Origin of the sequence: Bradyrhizobium elkanii USDA 76 (assembly GCF_023278185.1) — a bacterium.
GTDB lineage: Bacteria > Pseudomonadota > Alphaproteobacteria > Rhizobiales > Xanthobacteraceae > Bradyrhizobium > Bradyrhizobium elkanii.
Window position 1 is genome coordinate 817,927 of sequence record NZ_CP066356.1, and the last position, 20,048, is coordinate 837,974.

Here is a 20,048-nt window from a genome sequence, read left to right on the forward strand (position 1 = left end):
AGCGAAATTCGGGCTACGGCCTCTGTATTTGCGACGCCAGCCTTAACCCCTAGGGCAATTTGTCATACCCCTCCGACAGGCCATTCAGGCTGAGCGGAAAGCCGATCCCTTCTTCCGGGGTCTCGAAGATGATGAAGGTCGCGGTCTTGGCGTTCTTGAGCTGGCCGAGCAGCTTGTCGTCCATCACCACCTCGGCGACGCAGCCATTGGGCAGGCAGCGGACGAAACCGGCGCGGCCGACGTCCTGATTGTCGAGTTTCAGGCCGAGGCCGGAGGGCAGCAGCACGCCGAGCGGGGCGACCACGCGCATCAGGCGGCTCTTCTGGTCGGCGGTCTTCAGCACGATCACGGTCAGGCCGGCATTGGAGCGGTCTTCTGCTACCACGCTCTGGATCAGTGCGCATTGCTCGGCCTGGGCGCCGGGCGGGGTGTCGCAGCGGATCTGCCAGTCGCCGTGAACCGAGCGCACCGCGCCTTGCGCGTTCGCCGGCTGGGTCAGGCCAAGGGAAAGGAGAAGAGAAAGGCCAAGGCAAAGGGCCAGAATTGCGAGGCCGCCGAGCCGGCTGGCCATCGTCAAACGAATGTTCGAAGCGCCCATCCGGGTCGATCCTTATAGATGTTCGGTCGGTCCGGCCGTCCGGCCGCCGGCAGCACGCGCGCCATGATGCGCTTCCCGGAAGCGAATCATGATCTCATCTTCTTGTTTGAGCATGATCTTTCGGAAGACCAGTCTCCACTTCTCCGGATCATGCTCAGGCGTCGACTGATACCGCAATGACGGCGCCTTGAAGGCGATCTTGAAGCCATTCTCGCGCCGGATTGCGGCAGCCCGCAGCGAATCAGGTTTCTGTAGGGTACCCCGCCTGTGGGTACATCCGGTAATCCCCCTGTCAAGCGGCATGGACAATTGGTCCAAGTGCTTTCGCTTGATTTTGCGGGAAAAATCGCAAGCGGCAGCTTCATCGCAGGCGCATGGCTTTCGGCCCCACTACTGCATTGCGAGCGCCGGAGAATTATGGTTTGAGAGGCTGGATTTCGACGCGTTCTAGCGATCTGGCTCCCGTACCCACCTTGACTCAGAGACGGGTATGTCCGGAAGGCCGTTTGTCAGGGCGGATCGTGCTGCATTTTCGGCCACATGCCGGGGGTGCTTTGGGGAATAATGCAAGGGAGCGCGAGCGGCATGAAGATGTCGATTGGCCGGTTGGGCAGGCAATTGCTGGGGTTGGCGGTGGCGGGTGTGGCGTCTGTCGCCGCGGGATCGGCCTTCGCCGAAATGGGGCAGCCGGCGCCGTGGGAGCACACGCTGCAGGAAGGCGTGACTCCGGTGATGGAAAACATCATCTGGTTTCATAATTTCCTGCTGGTGCTGATCACCCTGATCACGCTGTTCGTGCTCGCGCTGCTCATCATCGTGGTGGTGAAGTTCAACGCCAGGGCCAACCCGGTCCCCTCCAGGACCACCCACAACACCCTGATCGAGGTGGCCTGGACGCTGATCCCGGTGCTGATTCTGGTCGGCATCGCGGTGCCGTCGTTCCGCTTGCTGTTCCTGGAGCTCGACGTGCCGAAGCCGGACCTCACGGTGAAGGTCACCGGCAAGCAGTGGTACTGGTCCTACGCCTACCCGGATAACGGCAAGTTCGAGTTCGACTCGCTGCTCGACAAGGACAAGCAGCCGCGCCTGCTCGGCGTCGACAACGAGATGGTGGTCCCGGTCAACAAGGTGGTGCGGATCCAGACCACCGGCGCCGACGTGATCCACTCCTTCGCGGTGCCGGCCTTCGGCGTGAAGATCGATTCGATCCCCGGCCGCCTCAACGAGAGCTGGTTCAAGGCCACCAAGACCGGCGTGTTCTACGGCCAGTGCTCGGAACTGTGCGGCAAGGACCATGCCTTCATGCCGATCGCGGTGCGGGTCGTCAGCGACCAGGAATTCGCGACCTGGGTTGAAGGCGCGAAGAAGAAGTTTGCGACCAACCCGGCGAATTCCTACGCCTCGGCTGGTCAGGCGGCGCAGTAAGCCTCACGGCTTACGGCGCGGATGGAATAAGGGCGACGGGACCGCAAGGTCCAAGAGGGACTGCAAGGCAGGATTTTGAACATGGCGACAGGCGCAGCGACACACGACGATCACGCCCATGATGATCACGCCCACCATCCGACCGGATGGCGGCGTTATCTCTACTCCACGAACCACAAGGACATCGGTACGATGTACCTGGTCTTTGCGGTGATCGCGGGCATCATCGGCGCGGCGATGTCGATCGCGATCCGTGCCGAGTTGATGTATCCGGGCGTCCAGATATTCCACGAGACGCACACCTATAACGTGTTCGTGACCTCGCACGGCCTGATCATGATCTTCTTCATGGTCATGCCGGCGATGATCGGCGGCTTCGGCAACTGGATGGTGCCGCTGATGATCGGCGCGCCGGACATGGCGTTCCCGCGCATGAACAACATCTCGTTCTGGCTGCTGCCGGCCTCGTTCGCGCTGCTGGTGATGTCCACCTTCGTCGAGGGTGAGCCGGGCGCCAACGGCGTCGGCGCGGGCTGGACCATGTACGCGCCGCTGTCGACCTCGGGCCATCCGGGACCGGCGGTCGATTTCGCGATTCTCTCGCTCCATCTCGCGGGTGCCTCGTCGATCCTCGGCGCCATCAACTTCATCACCACGATCTTCAACATGCGCGCGCCGGGCATGACCCTGCACAAGATGCCGCTGTTCGTGTGGTCGATCCTGGTCACCGTGTTCCTGCTGCTGCTGTCGCTGCCGGTGCTCGCCGGTGCGATCACCATGCTGCTGACCGACCGCAATTTCGGCACCACCTTCTTTGCGGCCGACGGCGGCGGCGACCCGGTGCTGTTCCAGCATCTGTTCTGGTTCTTCGGTCACCCCGAAGTGTACATCCTGATCCTGCCCGCCTTCGGCATGATCAGCCAGATCGTCTCCACCTTCTCGCGCAAGCCCGTGTTCGGCTATCTCGGCATGGCCTACGCCATGGTCGCGATCGGCGGCATCGGCTTCGTGGTGTGGGCGCACCACATGTACACCGTCGGCATGTCCTCGGCGACGCAGGCCTATTTCGTCGCCGCCACGATGGTGATCGCGGTGCCGACCGGCGTGAAGATCTTCTCGTGGATCGCCACGATGTGGGGCGGCTCGATCGAGTTCAAGGCGCCGATGATCTGGGCGATCGGCTTCATCTTCCTGTTCACCGTCGGCGGCGTCACCGGCGTCGTGCTGGCGAATGCCGGCGTCGACCGCGTGCTGCAGGACACCTATTACGTGGTGGCGCACTTCCACTACGTGCTGTCGCTCGGCGCCGTGTTCGGCATCTTCGCCGGCTGGTACTACTGGTTCCCGAAGATGTTCGGCTACATGTACTCGGAGCGCATCGCCAAGCTGCACTTCTGGTTCACCTTCGTCGGCGTCAACCTGGTGTTCTTCCCGCAGCACTTCCTCGGCCTGTCGGGCATGCCGCGCCGCTATGTCGACTATCCGGATGCGTTCGCCGGCTGGAACCTGATCTCGTCCTGGGGCTCCTACATCTCGGGCATCGGCGTCCTGATCTTCATCTACGGCGTGATCGATGCCTTCGTCCGCAAGGAGCAGGCCGCGAACAATCCGTGGGGCGCCGGTGCGACCACGCTGGAGTGGACGCTGACCTCGCCGCCGCCGTTCCACCAGTTCGAAGTGCTGCCCCGCGTGCAGTAAGTCCACGACAACGCGGCGCACTTAAGGGTGCGCCGCGCCTTTTGAGAGAAGCGAGACCTGATCTTGTCGGTTGTCGATCACAACGCCATCGAGCTGCCCCGGATCTCCGAGGCCGAAGTGGGCGACTACATCGCGCTGTTGAAGCCGCGCGTGATGTCGCTGGTGATCTTCACCGCGCTGGTCGGGCTGATGATTGCGCCGGTGCACGTGCATCCGGTGCTGGCATTCACCTCGATCCTGTGCATCGCGGTCGGCGCCGGCGCTTCCGGCGCGCTCAACATGGCCTATGAGGGCGACGTCGACGCACTGATGACGCGCACCGCCAACCGGCCGATCCCGCGCGGCCGCATCACGCAGACCGAGGCGGCCGCGTTCGGCATCACGCTCGCCTTCTTCTCGGTGATGACGCTCGGCATTTTGGTCAACTGGGTGGCGGGCGCGCTGCTTGCCTTCACCATCTTCTTCTATGCCGTGATCTACACGATGTGGCTGAAGCGCTGGACCGCGCAGAACATCGTGATCGGCGGCGCCGCCGGTGCCTTGCCGCCGGTGGTGGCGTGGGCCGCCGCGACCGGATCGCTGTCTGTCGAGCCGATCCTGCTGTTCCTGATCATCTTCTTCTGGACCCCGCCGCATTTCTGGGCGCTGGCGCTGTTCCGCAGCGACGATTATGCGCGCGCCGGCATCCCGATGCTGCCGGTCGTCGCCGGACCCGACGCGACCCGGCTGCAGATCCTGCTCTACACCATCGTGCTGGTCGCGATCGCGCTGGCGCCGTGGCCGCTCGGCTATTTCGACGCGATCTACGGCGTCACCTCGCTGGTGCTTGGCGCCGGCATGCTGGGGCTCGCCATCGAGGTCTATCGCCGCCGCGAGGGCACGGCTGCCAACCGCGCCACGCGCCGGCTGTTCGCCTTCTCGATCCTCTATCTGTTCGCGCTGTTTGCCGTCCTGCTCGCCGAGGTCGTGGTCCGCGCCATTGCGCCTGTCTTCATCGGATAGGGAGCCGGGGGCGAGATGGGGGCGCATGGGATATCAATGGACGAGAAACGCGAACCAGAAGGAATCGTCCTCACCGAGGCGCAGCTCAGGAGCCGCCGCCAGCGCTCGATCGCTATCGCGCTCGCGCTCGGCATCCTGGTCGTACTGTTCTTCGCCGTCACCCTCGTCAAGGGGCCGGCCGTGCTGGTGCGGCCGCTGTGAGTGAGATGGCGAACCAGGGACCGCAGCAGGGTGAGGCCGCCAAGGTCACGCGCCGCACGCTGACGCGCGACGCCGTGGTTGCCTCGATCTGCGGCTTCGTCGTGGTGCTGATGGTCGGCGCGTCCTACGCGGCCGTGCCGTTCTACAACTGGTTCTGCCGCACCACCGGCTTCAACGGCACCACCCAGGTCGCGACCTCGGTGCCTTCGGATGCGCCGCTCGATCGCACCATCGCGGTCAGCTTCGATTCCAACGTCGCGCCGGGCCTGCCCTGGAAGTTCGAGCCGGAGCAGAACACGATCGACGTCAAGATCGGCCAGGTGGTCACGGTCTACTACACCGTCACCAACCAGTCGGCGCGCACCACGACCGGCCAGGCGTCCTACAATGTCGCGCCGCTGACGGTCGGCGCCTATTTCCAGAAGATCAACTGCTTCTGCTTCACCGAACAGACCATGGCGCCGGGCGAAAAGCGCGAGATGGCCGTGGTGTTCTATGTCGATCCGGCGCTGGCCAGGGACAGCGAGAACGATACGCTGAAGACGATCACTTTGTCCTACACCTTCTTCCCCGTGCGCGACGCCACGCCGAAGCCCGTGGCGGCCGGCGAGGCGGAGCAGCGCAAGGGCGGCTAGAGCATGATCCGGAAAAGTGGAGACCGATTTTCCGAGAAGATCATGCTGTAGAGATTGGAATTTGAGATTTAAGACGTGCCTTGCGGCACGCGAATGGAGAGACGGCAATGGCTGAGGCGCAAGTCAAGCATCACGACTATCATCTCGTCGACCCGAGCCCGTGGCCGGTGGTCGGCTCGTTCTCGGCCTTCATCATGGCGTTCGGCGCGATCGGCTGGATGCACCACATGTTCTCCGCGGCCCCGATCGTGTTCGGCGTCGGCACCATCGGCGTGCTCTACACCATGGCGAGCTGGTGGGGCGACGTGATCAGGGAAGCCCAGTACAAGGGCGACCACACCCGCGTGGTGCAGATCAGCCACCGCTACGGCATGATCCTGTTCATCGCCTCCGAGGTGATGTTCTTCGTCGCCTGGTTCTGGGCCTTCTTCAACTCGGCGCTGTTCCCGGCTGACGCGGTGCACGCCACGCGCGATGCGGTGTTCGGCTGCGGCGCCGGCACGGCGATGGGCGCCTGCTCGGTGCCCGGCACCTGGCCGCCGAAGGGCATCGAGACCTTCGATCCCTGGCATCTGCCGCTGCTCAACACGCTGCTGCTCCTGACCTCGGGCACCACCGTCACCTGGGCGCACCATGCGCTGCTCGAGAACGACCGTCAGGGCCTCAAGCAGGGCCTGATCCTCACCGTGATCCTCGGCGCCCTCTTCACCTGCGTGCAGGCCTATGAGTACGCCCATGCGACGTTCTCGTTCGGCGGCAACGTCTATGGCGCGACCTTCTTCATGGCGACCGGGTTCCACGGTTTCCACGTGCTGGTCGGCACCATCTTCCTGCTGGTCTGCCTGATCCGCGCCTATGCCGGCCACTTCACGCCGAAGCAGCACCTCGGCTTCGAGTTTGCCGCCTGGTACTGGCACTTCGTCGACGTGGTCTGGCTGTTCCTGTTCATCTGCATCTACGTCTGGGGCCACGGCGCCGAGACGATGGCCCACGGCGCACACTAATTGCCGGCCGACGTGCTAAGAGGGGGCGGCCGAATGGCCGCCCCTTTGCTTTTGAAGAGAACAGATGACCGATACCCCCCCGACTGTGACCGAGAGTGCACTGCGCGGCATCGCCTGCCGCTGCCCGCGCTGCGGCAAGGGTAAGCTCTATTCCGGCTTCCTGACGCTGGCGCCGCGCTGCCAGGCCTGCGGCCTCGACTTCGCCTTCATCGATTCCGGCGACGGGCCGGCGATCTTCGTCATCATGCTGGCGGGCGCCATCGTGGTCGCGGCGGCGCTGATCGTCGAGGTGAAGTACCAGCCGCCGTTCTGGGTGCATGCTGCGCTGTGGCTGCCGTTGATCCTGGTCACCACGATCCTGCCGCTACGATCGATGAAGGCACTTCTGATCGCGCTGCAATTCCACCACAAGGCCGCCGAAGGCCAATTGATCGAGCGCGACCCGAAATGAATGATGTGACGACGCGCCGGCCGAGCGCGGCCGGCTTCGGCATTTTCACGTTGATCCTGATCGCGGTGTTTATCGCCCTCGGCTTCTGGCAATTGCAGCGCCGGGTCGAGAAGCATGCGCTGATCGCGGCACTCGACGCGCGGCTGGCCGCCCCGACCGAGGCGCTACCGCCGCCGTCGGCATGGCCGACGCTGACCTCCGCCAAGGATGAGTTCCGCCGCGTCACGCTGACCGCGACCTATGCGAAGCAGCCCGACGCGATGGTGTTCAGCTCCGGCTCCGCGGTGCGCGACGACATTGCGGGTCCCGGCACCTGGGCCTTGCTGCCGGCGAAGCTCGCGAGCGGCGAGACCGTCGTGATCAACACCGGCTTTGTCCAGAACACGATGCAGGATCGCGCCTTCGAGGATCGCGTGGTCGGCCGCCTCGTCACCGGCGCGCCGGTTGAGCTGACGGGCTATATCCGCTTTCCCGAGCCGCCGGGCCGGCTGACGCCGAAGGAAGATCCACCGAAGCGGCTGTGGTTCGTGCGCGATCATCGCGCAATGGCGCAAGCGCTCGGCTGGGGCCAGGTCGCGCCGTTCTACATCGATCTCGAGGCGCCGGTGCCCGACAGCGGCACGCCGAAGCCCGGACCGCTCAAGGTGCGGCTCAAGGACGACCACATGCAATACGCCATCACCTGGTTCTCGCTGGCCGCCGCGGTCACGATCGCCTTCGGCCTGTGGTGGCGCGGCCATCGGCGGCGCGCCTCTGGTCGAACCTAGCCTCATCATGGTTTGATTGGCCCGCGAAGGGGACTTCGCGGCGAGCAAATCAGGGTGTGCCATGGAGAAATACGGCGCCGGGCCAATCGTTGTCCTGGACTATGACCCCCACTGGCCGGCCATGTTCGAGACGGAGCGCGCGAGGATCGAGCATGCGCTCGGCTCGTTGGTCCTGGCCATCGAGCATGTCGGAAGCACCGCGGTTCCGGGCTTGCCGTCGAAGCCGATCATCGACCTGATGGTCGGTGTCCCCAGCCTCGCGGAGGCACGGGAACGCTGCATCAAGTCGATTGAGGCGCTCGGCTACACCTACATACCAGAATACGCGGCGTGGCTGCCTGGCGAGTTGTTCTTCCGCAAGGGCCCTCCGGGCCCGTGGACCCATCATCTGCATGTGATGGAGCCATCCAATCCGCGCTGGGAAACGCTGCTGGTGTTTCGCGACTATCTTCGCGCGCACCCCGAGGCGGCCCGCGCCTACGCGGATATCAAGCAGGCCCTTGCTGCCTCCTCAAGAGAGGACATCGCGGCCTATCGCAACGGCAAAACTCGCTTCGTCGAGGAGACGACCGTGAAGGCCCGCGCGTGGCGCGCGGACCCGTCCGGTCGATAGCGCGGCTTCGCCACGCCTGCATTCCGCCGTAGCTCATGCATGTCCGCGCCGGGATCAATGACCCATGGGGGCGGGGCCGCCGAGCTTGACCTTGCGCAAGGTCAGCGCCAGCGGGATCGCCGACAGCGCGATCAGCATCAGCACCCAGAACGCGTCCATGTAGGACAGGAACGAAGCCTGGGTTTGCACCTGCTGGCCGATCCACTGGATCGCCTGTTGATGTGCCTGCGCCAGCGAACTGCCCTGGGCGACGAAGAAGTCGGTGATCTGGTGCAGCGTGTCCTGGTATTGCGGGCTGGAGGGCGTCACTTGCTCGACCAGCCGGCTCTGGTGGAATTGCTGGCGATGCGTCAGCACGTTGGACACGATCGAGACGCCGATCGAGCCGCCGGTGTTGCGCGCCGCGTTGATCAGCGCGGAGGCCTGGTCGGTCTTGTCGGGCGGAATGCCGTCATAGGACGCCGCCATGATCGGCACGAAGATCAGCGGCAGGCCGACGCCGATCAGCATGCGCGAGCGCGCCATGAACCAGAACCCGAGATCGGCATAGACGTTGGTCATGCTGTACATCGAGGCGGCGATCACCAGCGCGCCGGCAACGATCAGGTATTTCGGCTGCACCCGGGCGGCGAGCCGGCCGACCGCGAACATCATCATCATGGTGACGACGCCGCCGGGCGAGAGCACGAGGCCGGCCCAGGTCGCGGTGTAGCCGAAATCCTGCTGCACCAGCTGCGGCAAGAATTGCGTGGTCGCGAGCAGGATGGCGCCGGTCGCCAGCATCACCAGGAAGCAGGCGCCGAACTGCCGGGTTGCGACCATGCGCAGGTCGATCATCGGATTGCGCCGGGTCATCTCCCACGGGATCATCAGCACGAACGCCGTAGCGCAGATCACTGCAAAGGTGATGATGAAGGGCGATGCGAACCAGTCGTCCTCGAGGCCGCGGTCGAGCACCACCTCGAGCGCGCCGAGGAAGGTCGCGACCAGCGCGAAGCCGATGAAGTCGAACCTGTTGCCCTGGGGCTGCGCACCCCTGGCTTTCGCGGTCGCGGGCTCCTGCAGCACGGCCGCGATCAGCGCGATCGCGAACACGCCGACCGGTGCGTTGATCAGGAAGCACCAGTGCCAGGAGAGGTTGTCGGACAGCCAGCCGCCGAGCGTCGGCCCGACCACCGGCGCCACCACGACGGCAATGCCGAACACCGCGAACGCCTGCCCGCGCTTGGCCGGCGGGAAGGCGTCGGCGAGAATAGATTGCGCAACCGGCACCATGCCGCCGCCGCCGAGACCCTGCAGGATACGGAACAGCAGCAGCGCGTTCAGATTGGGGGCGAAGCCGCACAGGATCGAGCTGACGGTGAAGATGCCGAGGCAGATCAGGAAGAAGGTCTTGCGCCCGAGCGTGCGGGCGAGAAAGCCGGAGGCGGTCAGGATGATGGCGTTGGACACCAGATAGGTGGTGACCACCCAGGAGGATTCATCCTCGCTCACGCCCATGCCGCCGGCGATATAGGGCAGTGCCACATTGGCAATGGTGGTGTCGAGCACCTCCATGAAGCTCGCGAGCGCAACCACGATGGCGATCAGCCAGGGATTGACGGTGACGCTCGGAGCCGGGATGCCTTTGGCATCGATCGCGGCGGCACTCATCACAGCCTCCCGAAGCTCGACTTCTCAAGGCGCTCGACGAGGGACGGCGTGGCATCGATCCGCACCGTCGGGACGACGGACATGCCAGGGCCGAGCGCGACGTCGGCCGGCGGGTTGTCCATCACGATCTTCACCGGCACGCGCTGCACGATCTTGACGTAGTTGCCGGTGGCGTTCTGCGCCGGCAGCAGCGAGAACGCGGTGCCGGAGCCCGGCTGCACGCTCTCGACATGGCCCTGGATGGTGCGTCCGGGATAAGCGTCGATCTTCATCGTCACCTTCTCGCCCGGCCGCATCTTGTTGAGCTGGATCTCCTTGAAGTTCGCGGTGACCCAGGTCTGGTCGGGCACGAACATCGTGAGATTGGTGCCGGCCTGCGCGAACTGGCCGACCGCGGCCGACAGGTTGACGACGCGGCCCGGCTGCGCGGCGGTGACCGTCGTATAGGACAGATTGAGCTTGGCCTGGTCGCGCTGCGCCTCGGCCTGGGCGAGGTTGGCGACCGCGCTCTTGCGCTGCGCCTTCAGCGACTCGACCTGGCGCTGTGCGAGGTTGAGCGTCGCCTGCGCGCTCAGCAGCGCAGCCTGCTGCTGATGCAGCTGCGAGGTGAACTGCTCGGAATTCTGCACCGTGCCGTAGCCGGATTGCTCCAGATGCTGGTAGCGCGTCGCCTGCTGCTGGGCGAACACCAGCGCCGCCTGCGCCTGGTCGACCTGGGCCTGGTTGGCCGATATTTGCGCCTGCTGCACGTCGAGCTGCGCATCGACATTCTCGATGCTGGCGCGGGCGGCTGCGACCTGCGCCTCGGCCTGCGCCAGCGCGACGCGATAGTCGCGGTCGTCGAGCTGGGCGATCACGTCTCCGGCCGCGACATGCTGGTTGTCGGTGACCGGGACGGCGGTGATGTAGCCGGAGATCTTCGGCGCGAGCGCGGACTGCCGCGCGGCGATGAAGGCGTCGTCGGTGGATTCGAAATGCCCGCTGTAGTCCATGTAGAGATAGCCGCCGCCGATTGCCGCCGTGAGCAGCACGGCGCCGATCGCGGAGATGACCGGACGGCGGCGCAGGAAGCCGCGCTTCGGCGCCGTGCCGGTGACCTCGGGCGGGACGGCTGCCGGCGGGGCGGGCTGCTTGCCCGCGGGGTGCTCCTGCGCCGGAGCCCGTGTCGTGATCTCCGGCCGCTCCGATGTGACATGGGGCTCATGCGAGGCCGGCGCCGAAGGGGCGCCCTCGATGCCCGGTTGGTCGCGCTCCAAAACAGTGTCTTCGAACATGATGGCTGCTCCTGGCTGACGAGCGAGGTCCGCAGGGCCTTCGCAAAAGGGAACGGTACCGTTCCATTCTACGCGACAAATAGTCCCGCTGCGGCGCAGCGTCAATAAGAACGGAACTGTATCGTTCTATTTACAACTAGATGTGATAGGGCTATATTGGTCGATATTGCCGGCCTGACCGGCCCATCGAACCTGGGTCGATGCGATGACCACCAGTACCCTGAAGAAGCCGCGGGCAGCCAAAGCCAGGCCGGTCGAGGTGCGCGCCGGGCGGCCGCCGAAGGAGCTTGCCGGCGAGGTCGATGCGCGCATTCTCGATGCCGCGCGCAAGCTGTTCCTGCAGCGCGGGTTCGAGGGCGCGAGCATCGACGAGATCGCGGAAGTCGCGCGCTCCGGCAAGCGCACCATCTACGCGCGCTTCCGCGACAAGCGGGCGCTGTTCACCGAAGTGGTGACGCGGGACATCCTCTCACGCATCGCCGAGTTCAAGGCCGATCCGCCGGTCGGCGCGACCATCGAGGAGCGCCTCACCAGCGTTGCCTCGACCTTGCTGCATTGGGGCTTCGATGCCGACCGGATCGGCCTGATGCGGCTCGCCATCGCCGAGGCGCACCGCTTCCCGGATCTCGCCGCCAACGTCAACCGCAGGGCGCGCGCGCTCAGCACCGAGCTCGGCATTCACCTGCTGCGCGACCTGACGCAATCCGACGAGCTCGGCAAGCTGCCGGCCTTCGCGCCCGAGCAGCTGCCGACCACGGCGCGGATGTTTCTCGACATCATCGCCGTGCCGATGCTGCTGCGGGCCTTGTTCGAGGTGGATCTGAAGGCGCTTGATCCCGAGATCGACGCCCATGTCGCGCGCGGCGTCGCGTTTTTCGTCGCTGCATGCCGGACCGGCTGGGTGGAGAATCCCAAGCCATAAGCGCGCTCAATCCGGCGCGCGCTCCACGGTGTGACGCAGCCAGACCATGCCGCCTTCCAGCGTCTCGCAATGGGTGAGCCGGAGCGACTGGCCGGCGCCGGGGCGGTCGCCGTCCGGGCCGTGATAGTCGACGATGCTTTGCGATCCCGCGACGCCGTCGACCGCCGGAAAGATCAATGTGCTGAACTCGTCGATCAGCCCGTGCTTGAGAAAGGCGCCGTTGATCCCGCCGCCGCCTTCGAGCAGCAGCGTCCTGGCGCCGAACAGCGACGCGAGCTGCGCCATCGCGCCCGGCAGATCGTCGCCCTTCGCGCCGGCAAACAGATAGGACGCACCGTCCTCGCGCAGTTCGGCGAGATGCGAGTCGGACACCTGTTTGCCCAGCACCGCGACGGCATGATCGCCGCCGACATTGTCCTTGCCGAAATGCACGCGGCCCGACGGATCGATGCCGATCGCAAGCTTGCGGCCGTTACGGTTGCCGCGATGCGCCTCGCGCGGCAGCTTCGGTGGGTTGGCGATATGCCGCTCCGTTCCCTTGGCCATCTCGTTCATGGTGACGCGGCCGATGATCCATCCATCGGCATCGAAGCCGTCATGGATCCGTTCGTAGTGCGAGCGCAGCACGTCGGCCGGGATCCCGGCGGCGGCCTTGGTGAAGCGGCTGGGATGCAGCCGGCCGTCGATCGACGTGCCCATGTGGCAGATGATGTGGGGGCGCATAGGCTGAACTCTTCGATGGGGGATGACCGCGCCGCAGGGGCGGGTGGGGCAGCTTCAGATTTATAGGCGCGCAGCCAGGTTCTCAACGCCGATAAAGCCGCGGCGTTTCAACTTCGCTTGTCTAATCGAACCAGCCGTGCCGCTTGAACCAGAGCACCGGCAGGATGCCGCTGGCGATGATCGCGGCCCAGGCCAAGGGATACCCAAACGTCCAGCTCAGCTCCGGCATCGCCTTGAAGTTCATCCCCCAGACCCCGACCAGGATGGTCGGGGGAACGCCGACCACCGACACGATGGTCAGGATCTTGAACAGGTCGTTCTGCTGGATGTTGATGAAGCCGAGCACGGCGTCCAGCAACAGCTGGATCTTGTCCGACAGCCGGGTCTCGTAGTCGCCGAGCGAGGCGACGTCCTTGGTGACGGCCTCGAGCCGGCGCTTCGATGCCGAAGTGATCCATTCATTGCCGACGTCGTCGGCGAAGCTCGCGACCCGGCCGACGCCGAGCAGCACGTCGCGTGCCTTCGCCAGCCGATCGGCGAGTTCGCCGATGCTCTCCAGCGCCTCGCGCAGCCTGCGGCTGGAGCGCACCGGACGCTTGCTCCGCACCAGGCCGCCCTTGAAGACACCGCGCGACAGCCTGTCGGTCTTGGCGCCGAGATGCTCCAGCACGTCGGCGCCGCGATCGATCATGGCCTCGAGCAGCGCGGTGAAGACGCACATGCCGTTCTGCAGGCTCTTGTCGGTGCCGATCCGCTTCATGACGTCGTCGAACGTGGTCAGCTGCGCAAACCGCACGGTGACCAGCACCCTGGGACCGATCACGAAGCCGATATTGGTGATCTCGGCTTCGTCGTTGTCGTCGAGCCGCACCGCCGGCGAGCTCAGATAGAGCCGGTCATGGTCGGTGATCAGGCGGCTCGACGCCTCGATCTCGCTCAACGATCGCTCGGACGGGACGCGGATGTCGAGCACGCGCTCGACGAACTGCTTTTCGTCCTCGGTGGGATCGAGCAGATCGATCCAGATGATCTCGGACGGCAATTCCGCGCCGATGCTTCGCCAATCGGAGGTCGCCGACCTGTACAGCTTCAGCAATGATCGGGCTCCATGCATGGTGGGTCGTGCGTCCCACGACAATCGCGAGGACAGCAAAGCCGTTCCATGCATTTGGAAGCCTGCCGGCACTCACTTCAGTCGAGACGTTCCGCCGAGCTTTCTCAGCCGGCGCAGGTCGCTTGCGGCCTCCGAGAGCAACCAATCGCGAAACGTCACGATCTTCGGCAGGTTTGCGGTCGCCTTCGGGCAGAGGATCCAGTAGGTCTTCGACAACGGCAGCGACTGCGGAAACGGGCGCGCCAGATGGCCGTTGATGAGGTCCCATGCCGCCAGCGTGGTGCGCGCCAGCGCAATGCCTTGCCCATTGATGGCGGCATCAATCACCATGCTGGCGCGATTGAGGACCGGGCCATGGGTGGCGGCAGCATCGTCAAGTCCCGCTTCCTGAAGCCAGTTCTTCCAGTCGGCGCGACTGTCCATATGGATCAGAGGAAATTTCAGGATGTCAGCGGGGTTGCTCAGGCGTCGCTTGCCGGACAATAGCTTTGGGCTGCACACGGCAAATAGCCGCTCCGGGCTCAGCCGCACCGCGTCAAGCCCCGGCCAGTTGCCGTCGCCATGGCGCACCGCGAGATCCACTTCCTCGCGCGCGAAGTCAACGTGATGCAACGTGGCGGAGACGCGCAGGTCGATGCCGCTATGCGCCTCGGCAAAATGGCCAAGTCGGTGCACCAGCCATTTCGCGGCAAAATCCGGCGAGGTCGAAACCGTGAGCACACCGGTATTCTGCCGCTGCAACAGCCGCTCGGTGCCGATCGCGATGCGATCGAGCGCGTCGCGCACGACCGCCAGATAATCGCGTCCGGCTTCTGTGATGATCAGTCGCTGACGTTCGCGGTTGAAGAGCTTTATTGCGAGCTCCGCCTCCAACGCCTTGACCTGGTGGCTCACCGCGCCCTGCGTAACGCAAAGCTCTTCAGCGGCGCGCGTAAAACTCTCGTGCCGCGCGGCGGCCTCGAAGGATTTCAGGGCGTTCAGTTGCGGCAGGCGTGGGCGCATCGCAATACTTCATGAGAAAAATTAGGGCAGGCACGAGAAACGATGCTTTGCGGGAAACCGCCCTGCGCCATTATTGAACAGCTCCAGTGCAGCATTTTCAAGCAATTTGGAGCCCCCTCATGTCCGTCCTATTAACCGATACATGGTCGATCCCGCCGGTGCCCGCCGCCGACCCGGCCGCTCCACATCATCAATCCAGCTCAGGAACGTCGCCAGGCGCTCCGCGCCCCGGATGGTGGAGCTTGCTTGACCGGCCGTTTCAGCGCATGGCGCTACGCGCGATTGCCGACGACCCGCACCTGCTTCGCGATCTCGGCCTGACGCGCGAAGAGGCGCTGCGCGAGGCCTCCAAGCCGTTCTGGCGCTGAGACCAAATCAGAAAGGAGAAACGGATGTCCGATCCGATCGTCTACGGTTTCCTACGCAGCACTTTTGTCAACATCGTCCGCTTGATCCTCACGCACAAGGACGTAGCTTACCAATTCCACGACCTTGAACGGGTCATGGGAAAGCCCGATCACCTGGCGCTGCACCCGTTCAACCGTGTCCCAATTCTGAAACACGGCGATCTCACCGTCTACGAGACGAGTGCGATTGCCGCCTATGTCGACGAAGCCTTCGGCGGCGTGTCGCTGACGCCGAAAGACATCAAGGCGCGGGCGCGCATGAACCAGTGGATCAGCGCCGTCAACAACTATTACTACCCCTACATGATTTATCACGTGACGCATGAGCGGCTGGTTTTCCCGGAGCTCGGCATCGCCTCCGACGAGAAGGTCGTGGCACATGCGCTGCCCAAGGTCGAGACCGGGCTTGCGGTGGCCGAGCGCCAGCTTGCGCACGGCAAGGATTTCTTGCTCGGGGACGAGCTCTCGATTGCGGATTTCTATCTGCTGCCGAGCACGTTCGCCTTCAGCCTCACCGCCGAAGGGCAATCGATGTATCCGAAATTCCCGGCATTCTGCCGCTGGCGGGAACGCATGGACAATCTGTCCGCAACGCAAAAAGTTCGCGCCGCCGTGCAGCGGGTGCCGATCGAACACGCGCGCGAGTGGGCTACTTCGCACCGGCCGAAATATTGACCGTCACGGTTCGCGTGCAGAGCGCCCGGTTCCGGGCCAGAAACCCGTTTGTTTCCGAACAAAGGCGATGACGGAGCGTTAGTGCAGAGCAAGAGGAAGGGACAACACCATGAAGAATTCTATATCGGTTGCGTTCATCTCCGCGGTCGCAATGACCTTCGCATTCGCCGGAAGCGATGCAAAAGCACAGTCTACGCCTGTCCAACAGGCCCAGCCGCCTCAGCAGTCGGAGCAATCCCGCGAGCAGGATCGCAGTCGCGCCGAGGACGTCAAGATCGGGCGTGACTGGAAGGCTCAAGGCGGCGAGAAGGACCACGCCGGCCAGCCAACACCTGACGACAGCCGTCAGACTGTCGGTCGAGACTGGCGAGCCCATCCAGAGAACCGGGACCGCCAGTAGCTATCGAGGCGCAATTGGCGACGCTTGGTGCGTGGCGTGACCTTCGAAGAAGGAAAGCGGAAAGCCGAAGGTCAATCCCGCACGTATCTCGTTTACCGGATGGCCTCCTGTGAGCGCGTGCCGGACCGCGATGTCGAAGCTGAGGTCGTCGCGCACACGATAGATCAGCCCGACCAACCCCGAGAAAGTCTCCTCTTTGCCAAACTCGTTCTCGTAGAAGATTTCGGCGACAGGGCGCACCGTCCAGCTCGTCGGTCCTTCGACGATAGCACCCACGAACACGTCGCCATGATGGTCGCGGGTGATAGCGGTCTCGGCATTCAGGTGAATGGTGCCCCAATCCCAGCGCCGCGAGACGATGCCGGCCAGGCTGACGCCAGCGCCCGAATTGCCCGTGCTGTCAGGAAGAAGGACGCCAAATTCGGTCGCAATGCTCGGGCCGGTCTTGTCCTGCAGGCTACCGGGTACGACCACGTGCTTGAGAAACGCTCCGGCTGCAGTCAGGCTGGTCGGCCCGGGCGGAGAGAGCGACGTTTGTCCCTGGCCTTCGAAGACGGCTTCCCAACTCTCGCTCAGACCGTAGTTGAGAACCCAGGCCGGCGCGATCAGGCTTGTTCCGCTCTCATCACGTAAACGTCCGGCCGGCTGGAGCTCGACCTCCATTTCCCCCTTCTTGGCAACGGCGGCATCGGTGCCATCGAAGGGGCGATAGGCCGAGGCGGGGGCAGACCAGGCGATCAGTCCAAGAGCGATCATGAAGCGAGGCGCAAGGCATCTCGAACAGCTGCAAAAGCTCCGGCTGCGTTTCCACATGCGCCGTCTCCCCACAAAGTCGATCTCAAGGCATTGGCTTGAACACCCAGATTGCCGCCGGTCCGGCAGGCCCCGCGCGAACCGCAACAAACAGACGGTCCATCTCCGGCACAAAGAGCGATGTTCGTGCGCCCGTCGCCGTCGGCAGCCGCGCGGTCAGTCGATAGGCCGCTCCATCAATCTCAAATACATCGACGTATCCACCGCCGCAGCTCACATAAATGCGTCCGCGCTTTGCATCTACAAAGAGGTCGTCGGCATCGCCGCAAGTGCCGATGGCTGCAATCGCCTTGCCGTCGGTCGAAAAGGCCGCAAGCTCGGCTGGGCTGCGATACACCAGGAGAACGCGACTTCGTTCGTGATCGATGGCCATCGCGAAATTACCGCCCTTGTCCAACGGCCAGCTGGTGAGTTGTTTCCCGGAAGCAACGTCCACCACCGCGACGGCTCGCGCGTCAGGCAGATTGACAAAGATGCGCCCACTATCGGGCTGAAGCTGGAAGCTTTCCGGATGTGCCTTAAGGAGTATGCTCCGGACCTTCGTCCGGGTGGATGGGTCGACGACTGCCAGGCCACCATCGCCATAGCCGACGATGACGCGCTTGGCCGCCGCATCGACCCGGATATTGTCGGCGTCGCTGCCGAGTTCGATTCGCCCGGTCGCCTTGTACTGATTGGCTTCGTACAGTTGTACCGATCCGTCGCGGGCGTTGGCGACGTAGAGGCTGTCGGTCGACGGCTCATAGCCGACGCCTTGGGGTTCGTTCAATCCGGTAATGGTTCGAAGCAGACTGCGCGCAGCCAGATCGACGACGCCGACGCTGTCATTGCCGAGCTCGGCCACGAACAGTCGCTGCCGCTTCAGGTCGACCGCCAGGTGATCAATCCGACCGCGGACATCGCCGAGCAGGATCTTCGTTTCGAGCTGAAGGGGCGTTTTGTCTCCTGCCGGTTCAGTTGCCGCTGCCAGCGTCGGAATGAGGGCGTCGATGCGCCGGGCTATCTGATCCCGGGCCGACTCATAATCATCGATACCCAAGGGAATGCCGGACCAGTAGGTCACGTCGGCCCGTCCGTGCCGCTCGGGGATCTGATCGAACGCGACCCCCTGGTCTGCCGCGGCCATGTCGTCGATGGTCAGCTGTTGCGGTGTGTTGGCTGCCTCCAGACCATCGAGTGCAAGGCCATCCTGGACCCTGACCGGAACCGACCGATAAAGGTCGATGCCGCGTGAGACCGCCCTGAATCGCAATCCGCGCTCCTGGGCAGCCTTGTTGAAATAGGCCGCCGCCATCTGGCTGTTCACCACGCCGTGCAGGCAAACAAAGACAACGATCTTGCCATCGTCCGCCGGCGCCGGCCGAGCCGATGTCAGCGCGATCGCAAGCAATATGGCGGCAATGCGCAGCGTCGCCTCGGCACTCCTGAGCAGCGTTCGCATCGTCAGCATCTCACTTCAGCCCGGCTAGCACCCACGCCGGTTGCAAGAGCGCCCCTGTCATTTCTTGCAGGCTTTCTTGCACATCTGATACTCAGACTTGCAGGTTGGCCCGGCATAGTTCTTCATGCACGCCTTTTGCTGATCGGCGCAGACCTGGCAGCTGGTCTGGCCGATCGCAGCGTCCATGCCCACAAGAACTCCGACGACAACCATGGACATGACCGTGAGGCTTCGCATCGTTGATCCCTCCAAGACCAAAGTCAGCTTTTTGTCGTGGCCGTCTTGTCCAGCGCGGCACGCAGGCCCTTGGCGAGCTTGACGGCGTCGTCATTGGCCCAGAAATGCATGAAGAACAGGCGCGGCTGTTCATCCAGCATGTGGCTGTGCAGCGCGGTGACGTCGATGCCGTGCGTCCGCAGCGCCATGATGACGGGGTTGACCTCGTCATTGGTCAGCACGAAATCGCCGGTGATCGCCGCCTTGCCGCCGCCGGTCGGTTGGAAGTTGATGCCGATGGCGACGCCCAACGGACCGACCGGGCTCAATGCCATGCCCTCTTCAGTGATCGGATCGCGGCGGGGCACGTTGAACTGATAGACGCCGCCATTGGCCTGGCCCTTGACGCCGATGATCTGGTCGAGCTGCGCGGTATCGAGATCGATGGCCGGCGGCGGCGCGGCCGGCGCCGCGGCCGTGAGCGGTGTCTTGCTTTCCGCGAGCCCATCCCGGATCGCGGCGGCGATCTTGACCGGGTCGCCGTGGCCGGCGACGTGCATGTAGAAGGTGGCCGGGCTCGCGCCAAGCAAATGGTTGTGCACGGCCGTGATCTGCATACCGTTGCTGATCATCTTCAGCATCACAGGGTTGATCTCGGATTCGAGCAGCACCAGGTCGCCCATCGCCATGACGCCGTCGTGCATTGGCTTGAAGGCGACCCAGCCGCCGAGCGCCAGCGCCGGCTTGATGGTGACGCCGTCGAGCGTCACCGCAAGGTCGCTCCGCGGAAAGCCGTAGCGATGCACGTCGCCGGTAACGGCGGGTTTTCTGCCCAGCGTGTCGTCGACCTTCTGCCAGTCGATCGCCTGCGCATGCGCCGACGAGACGAACGGCTCGGCAAACACCTGCCAGTCGATCTTTTGCGCGCTCCCGCCTGTGGCGAAGAGACAGGCACCGATGCCGATCAGCGCCGAAATCGTGTGTCGCATTGGATTGCTCCCTTGAACCTCTTTC

The 20,048-nt window shown here is 64.3% G+C and carries 23 protein-coding genes; 12 read left to right on the forward strand and 11 right to left on the reverse strand.

Translation table 11 applies throughout. From position 1 onward, the window contains the following. Positions 1-49 precede the first annotated feature (49 nt). Together JEY66_RS03775 and JEY66_RS03780 are read right to left on the reverse strand one after the other, a co-directional pair. Positions 50-598 (reverse strand): invasion associated locus B family protein, encoded by a 549-nt coding sequence (locus JEY66_RS03775; RefSeq protein ID WP_016847093.1) that lies wholly within the window; start codon positions 596-598, stop codon positions 50-52. Between the two features lie 12 nt (positions 599-610). Next, positions 611-901 (reverse strand): hypothetical protein, encoded by a 291-nt coding sequence (locus tag JEY66_RS03780; RefSeq protein WP_026191936.1) that lies wholly within the window; start codon positions 899-901, stop codon positions 611-613. A 282-nt stretch (positions 902-1,183) separates the two neighbouring features. Between JEY66_RS03780 and coxB the strand changes: the two genes are divergently transcribed. The 9 genes from coxB to JEY66_RS03825 all read left to right on the forward strand — a co-directional run bounded on the left by coxB (position 1,184) and on the right by JEY66_RS03825 (position 8,394). Beyond that, positions 1,184-2,023: a cytochrome c oxidase subunit II gene (gene coxB, locus JEY66_RS03785; RefSeq protein WP_026191935.1), complete on the forward strand. Its 840-nt coding sequence runs from the start codon at positions 1,184-1,186 to the stop codon at positions 2,021-2,023. 81 nt (positions 2,024-2,104) lie between these two features. Then, a complete protein-coding gene (ctaD, locus tag JEY66_RS03790) occupies positions 2,105-3,721 on the forward strand; it encodes a cytochrome c oxidase subunit I (RefSeq protein ID WP_018269061.1) in 1,617 nt (538 codons plus the stop codon). Positions 3,722-3,784: 63 nt separating this feature from the next. Beyond that, positions 3,785-4,723, forward strand: a complete 939-nt coding sequence (locus JEY66_RS03795; RefSeq protein ID WP_018269060.1) for a heme o synthase — start codon at positions 3,785-3,787, stop codon at positions 4,721-4,723. 36 nt (positions 4,724-4,759) lie between these two features. After that, a complete protein-coding gene (locus JEY66_RS03800; RefSeq protein ID WP_018269059.1) occupies positions 4,760-4,924 on the forward strand; it encodes a hypothetical protein in 165 nt (54 codons plus the stop codon). A gap of 5 nt (positions 4,925-4,929) precedes the next feature. Beyond that, positions 4,930-5,559, forward strand: coding sequence for a cytochrome c oxidase assembly protein (locus JEY66_RS03805; RefSeq protein WP_016847086.1), 630 nt, complete (start codon positions 4,930-4,932; stop codon positions 5,557-5,559). A gap of 107 nt (positions 5,560-5,666) precedes the next feature. Next, positions 5,667-6,563 (forward strand): cytochrome c oxidase subunit 3, encoded by an 897-nt coding sequence (locus JEY66_RS03810; protein WP_016847085.1) that lies wholly within the window; start codon positions 5,667-5,669, stop codon positions 6,561-6,563. A 64-nt stretch (positions 6,564-6,627) separates the two neighbouring features. Then, positions 6,628-7,014 carry a DUF983 domain-containing protein gene (locus JEY66_RS03815; protein ID WP_026191934.1) on the forward strand — a complete coding sequence of 129 codons (387 nt, stop codon included), beginning with the start codon at positions 6,628-6,630 and terminating at the stop codon, positions 7,012-7,014. Then, entirely contained in the window at positions 7,011-7,781 is a 771-nt protein-coding gene (locus JEY66_RS03820) for an SURF1 family protein (RefSeq protein ID WP_018269058.1), read from the forward strand. The genes JEY66_RS03815 and JEY66_RS03820 overlap by 4 nt, the downstream gene beginning before the upstream one ends. 61 nt (positions 7,782-7,842) lie before the next feature. Continuing rightward, positions 7,843-8,394, forward strand: coding sequence for a GrpB family protein (locus JEY66_RS03825; RefSeq protein WP_016847082.1), 552 nt, complete (start codon positions 7,843-7,845; stop codon positions 8,392-8,394). 54 nt (positions 8,395-8,448) lie between these two features. Here the strand turns inward: JEY66_RS03825 and JEY66_RS03830 are convergent, their stop codons facing one another. Then, complete coding sequence (locus JEY66_RS03830) at positions 8,449-10,047, reverse strand: DHA2 family efflux MFS transporter permease subunit (RefSeq protein ID WP_018269057.1); 1,599 nt, start codon at positions 10,045-10,047, stop codon at positions 8,449-8,451. Continuing rightward, positions 10,047-11,321: an HlyD family secretion protein gene (locus JEY66_RS03835; protein WP_370176414.1), complete on the reverse strand. Its 1,275-nt coding sequence runs from the start codon at positions 11,319-11,321 to the stop codon at positions 10,047-10,049. Before JEY66_RS03835 ends, JEY66_RS03830 begins: the two co-directional genes overlap by 1 nt. Positions 11,322-11,526: 205 nt before the next feature. Here JEY66_RS03835 and JEY66_RS03840 point away from each other — a divergent pair, with 205 nt between their 5' ends. Then, complete coding sequence (locus JEY66_RS03840; RefSeq protein ID WP_018269056.1) at positions 11,527-12,243, forward strand: TetR/AcrR family transcriptional regulator; 717 nt, start codon at positions 11,527-11,529, stop codon at positions 12,241-12,243. A 6-nt stretch (positions 12,244-12,249) separates the two neighbouring features. On the opposite strand, the gene JEY66_RS03845 is transcribed toward JEY66_RS03840, so the two are convergent. From JEY66_RS03845 to JEY66_RS03855, 3 genes are all read right to left on the reverse strand, one after another. Then, a complete protein-coding gene (locus JEY66_RS03845) occupies positions 12,250-12,966 on the reverse strand; it encodes a dihydrofolate reductase family protein (protein WP_026191932.1) in 717 nt (238 codons plus the stop codon). Between the two features lie 121 nt (positions 12,967-13,087). Beyond that, on the reverse strand, positions 13,088-14,062 hold the full coding sequence (locus JEY66_RS03850) for a magnesium transporter CorA family protein (protein ID WP_026191931.1): 975 nt from the start codon (positions 14,060-14,062) through the stop codon (positions 13,088-13,090). 90 nt (positions 14,063-14,152) lie between these two features. After that, positions 14,153-15,082 (reverse strand): transcriptional regulator GcvA, encoded by a 930-nt coding sequence (locus tag JEY66_RS03855; RefSeq protein ID WP_016847076.1) that lies wholly within the window; start codon positions 15,080-15,082, stop codon positions 14,153-14,155. Between the two features lie 242 nt (positions 15,083-15,324). Between JEY66_RS03855 and JEY66_RS45025 the strand changes: the two genes are divergently transcribed. Together JEY66_RS45025 and JEY66_RS03860 are read left to right on the forward strand one after the other, a co-directional pair. Next, complete coding sequence (locus JEY66_RS45025) at positions 15,325-15,450, forward strand: DUF1127 domain-containing protein (RefSeq protein WP_256438804.1); 126 nt, start codon at positions 15,325-15,327, stop codon at positions 15,448-15,450. A 24-nt stretch (positions 15,451-15,474) separates the two neighbouring features. Beyond that, a complete protein-coding gene (locus JEY66_RS03860; RefSeq protein WP_016847074.1) occupies positions 15,475-16,164 on the forward strand; it encodes a glutathione S-transferase family protein in 690 nt (229 codons plus the stop codon). Positions 16,165-16,564: 400 nt separating this feature from the next. Here the strand turns inward: JEY66_RS03860 and JEY66_RS03865 are convergent, their stop codons facing one another. The 4 genes from JEY66_RS03865 to JEY66_RS03880 all read right to left on the reverse strand — a co-directional run bounded on the left by JEY66_RS03865 (position 16,565) and on the right by JEY66_RS03880 (position 20,023). Continuing rightward, positions 16,565-17,320, reverse strand: coding sequence for a hypothetical protein (locus tag JEY66_RS03865; RefSeq protein ID WP_016847072.1), 756 nt, complete (start codon positions 17,318-17,320; stop codon positions 16,565-16,567). A gap of 82 nt (positions 17,321-17,402) precedes the next feature. Beyond that, positions 17,403-18,818: an arsenate reductase/protein-tyrosine-phosphatase family protein gene (locus tag JEY66_RS03870; RefSeq protein WP_244620902.1), complete on the reverse strand. Its 1,416-nt coding sequence runs from the start codon at positions 18,816-18,818 to the stop codon at positions 17,403-17,405. A 57-nt stretch (positions 18,819-18,875) separates the two neighbouring features. Continuing rightward, the gene (locus JEY66_RS03875) at positions 18,876-19,055 is read right to left on the reverse strand and encodes a hypothetical protein (RefSeq protein WP_016847070.1); all 180 of its coding nucleotides are present in this window, start codon (positions 19,053-19,055) and stop codon (positions 18,876-18,878) included. A 23-nt stretch (positions 19,056-19,078) separates the two neighbouring features. After that, a complete protein-coding gene (locus JEY66_RS03880; RefSeq protein ID WP_016847069.1) occupies positions 19,079-20,023 on the reverse strand; it encodes a DUF1259 domain-containing protein in 945 nt (314 codons plus the stop codon). Between the last annotated feature and the right edge of the window lie 25 nt (positions 20,024-20,048).

Excerpts from the sequence above, each read along its gene's own strand:
- JEY66_RS03805 (WP_016847086.1), top strand. The coding sequence starts at position 4,930 with ATGGCGAACCAGGGACCGCAGCAGGGTGAGGCCGCCAAGGTCACGCGC.
- JEY66_RS03875 (WP_016847070.1), bottom strand. The coding sequence starts at position 19,055 with ATGCGAAGCCTCACGGTCATGTCCATGGTTGTCGTCGGAGTTCTTGTG.
- JEY66_RS03855 (WP_016847076.1), bottom strand. The coding sequence starts at position 15,082 with ATGCGCCCACGCCTGCCGCAACTGAACGCCCTGAAATCCTTCGAGGCC.
- coxB (WP_026191935.1), top strand. The coding sequence starts at position 1,184 with ATGAAGATGTCGATTGGCCGGTTGGGCAGGCAATTGCTGGGGTTGGCG.
- JEY66_RS03865 (WP_016847072.1), bottom strand. The coding sequence starts at position 17,320 with ATGATCGCTCTTGGACTGATCGCCTGGTCTGCCCCCGCCTCGGCCTAT.
- JEY66_RS03845 (WP_026191932.1), bottom strand. The coding sequence starts at position 12,966 with ATGCGCCCCCACATCATCTGCCACATGGGCACGTCGATCGACGGCCGG.
- ctaD (WP_018269061.1), top strand. The coding sequence starts at position 2,105 with ATGGCGACAGGCGCAGCGACACACGACGATCACGCCCATGATGATCAC.
- JEY66_RS03880 (WP_016847069.1), bottom strand. The coding sequence starts at position 20,023 with ATGCGACACACGATTTCGGCGCTGATCGGCATCGGTGCCTGTCTCTTC.
- JEY66_RS03815 (WP_026191934.1), top strand. The coding sequence starts at position 6,628 with ATGACCGATACCCCCCCGACTGTGACCGAGAGTGCACTGCGCGGCATC.
- JEY66_RS03810 (WP_016847085.1), top strand. The coding sequence starts at position 5,667 with ATGGCTGAGGCGCAAGTCAAGCATCACGACTATCATCTCGTCGACCCG.
- JEY66_RS03825 (WP_016847082.1), top strand. The coding sequence starts at position 7,843 with ATGGAGAAATACGGCGCCGGGCCAATCGTTGTCCTGGACTATGACCCC.
- JEY66_RS03870 (WP_244620902.1), bottom strand. The coding sequence starts at position 18,818 with ATGCGAACGCTGCTCAGGAGTGCCGAGGCGACGCTGCGCATTGCCGCC.
- JEY66_RS03775 (WP_016847093.1), bottom strand. The coding sequence starts at position 598 with ATGGGCGCTTCGAACATTCGTTTGACGATGGCCAGCCGGCTCGGCGGC.
- JEY66_RS03820 (WP_018269058.1), top strand. The coding sequence starts at position 7,011 with ATGAATGATGTGACGACGCGCCGGCCGAGCGCGGCCGGCTTCGGCATT.
- JEY66_RS03830 (WP_018269057.1), bottom strand. The coding sequence starts at position 10,047 with ATGAGTGCCGCCGCGATCGATGCCAAAGGCATCCCGGCTCCGAGCGTC.
- JEY66_RS03800 (WP_018269059.1), top strand. The coding sequence starts at position 4,760 with ATGGACGAGAAACGCGAACCAGAAGGAATCGTCCTCACCGAGGCGCAG.
- JEY66_RS03835 (WP_370176414.1), bottom strand. The coding sequence starts at position 11,321 with ATGTTCGAAGACACTGTTTTGGAGCGCGACCAACCGGGCATCGAGGGC.
- JEY66_RS03860 (WP_016847074.1), top strand. The coding sequence starts at position 15,475 with ATGTCCGATCCGATCGTCTACGGTTTCCTACGCAGCACTTTTGTCAAC.
- JEY66_RS03780 (WP_026191936.1), bottom strand. The coding sequence starts at position 901 with ATGCCGCTTGACAGGGGGATTACCGGATGTACCCACAGGCGGGGTACC.
- JEY66_RS03840 (WP_018269056.1), top strand. The coding sequence starts at position 11,527 with ATGACCACCAGTACCCTGAAGAAGCCGCGGGCAGCCAAAGCCAGGCCG.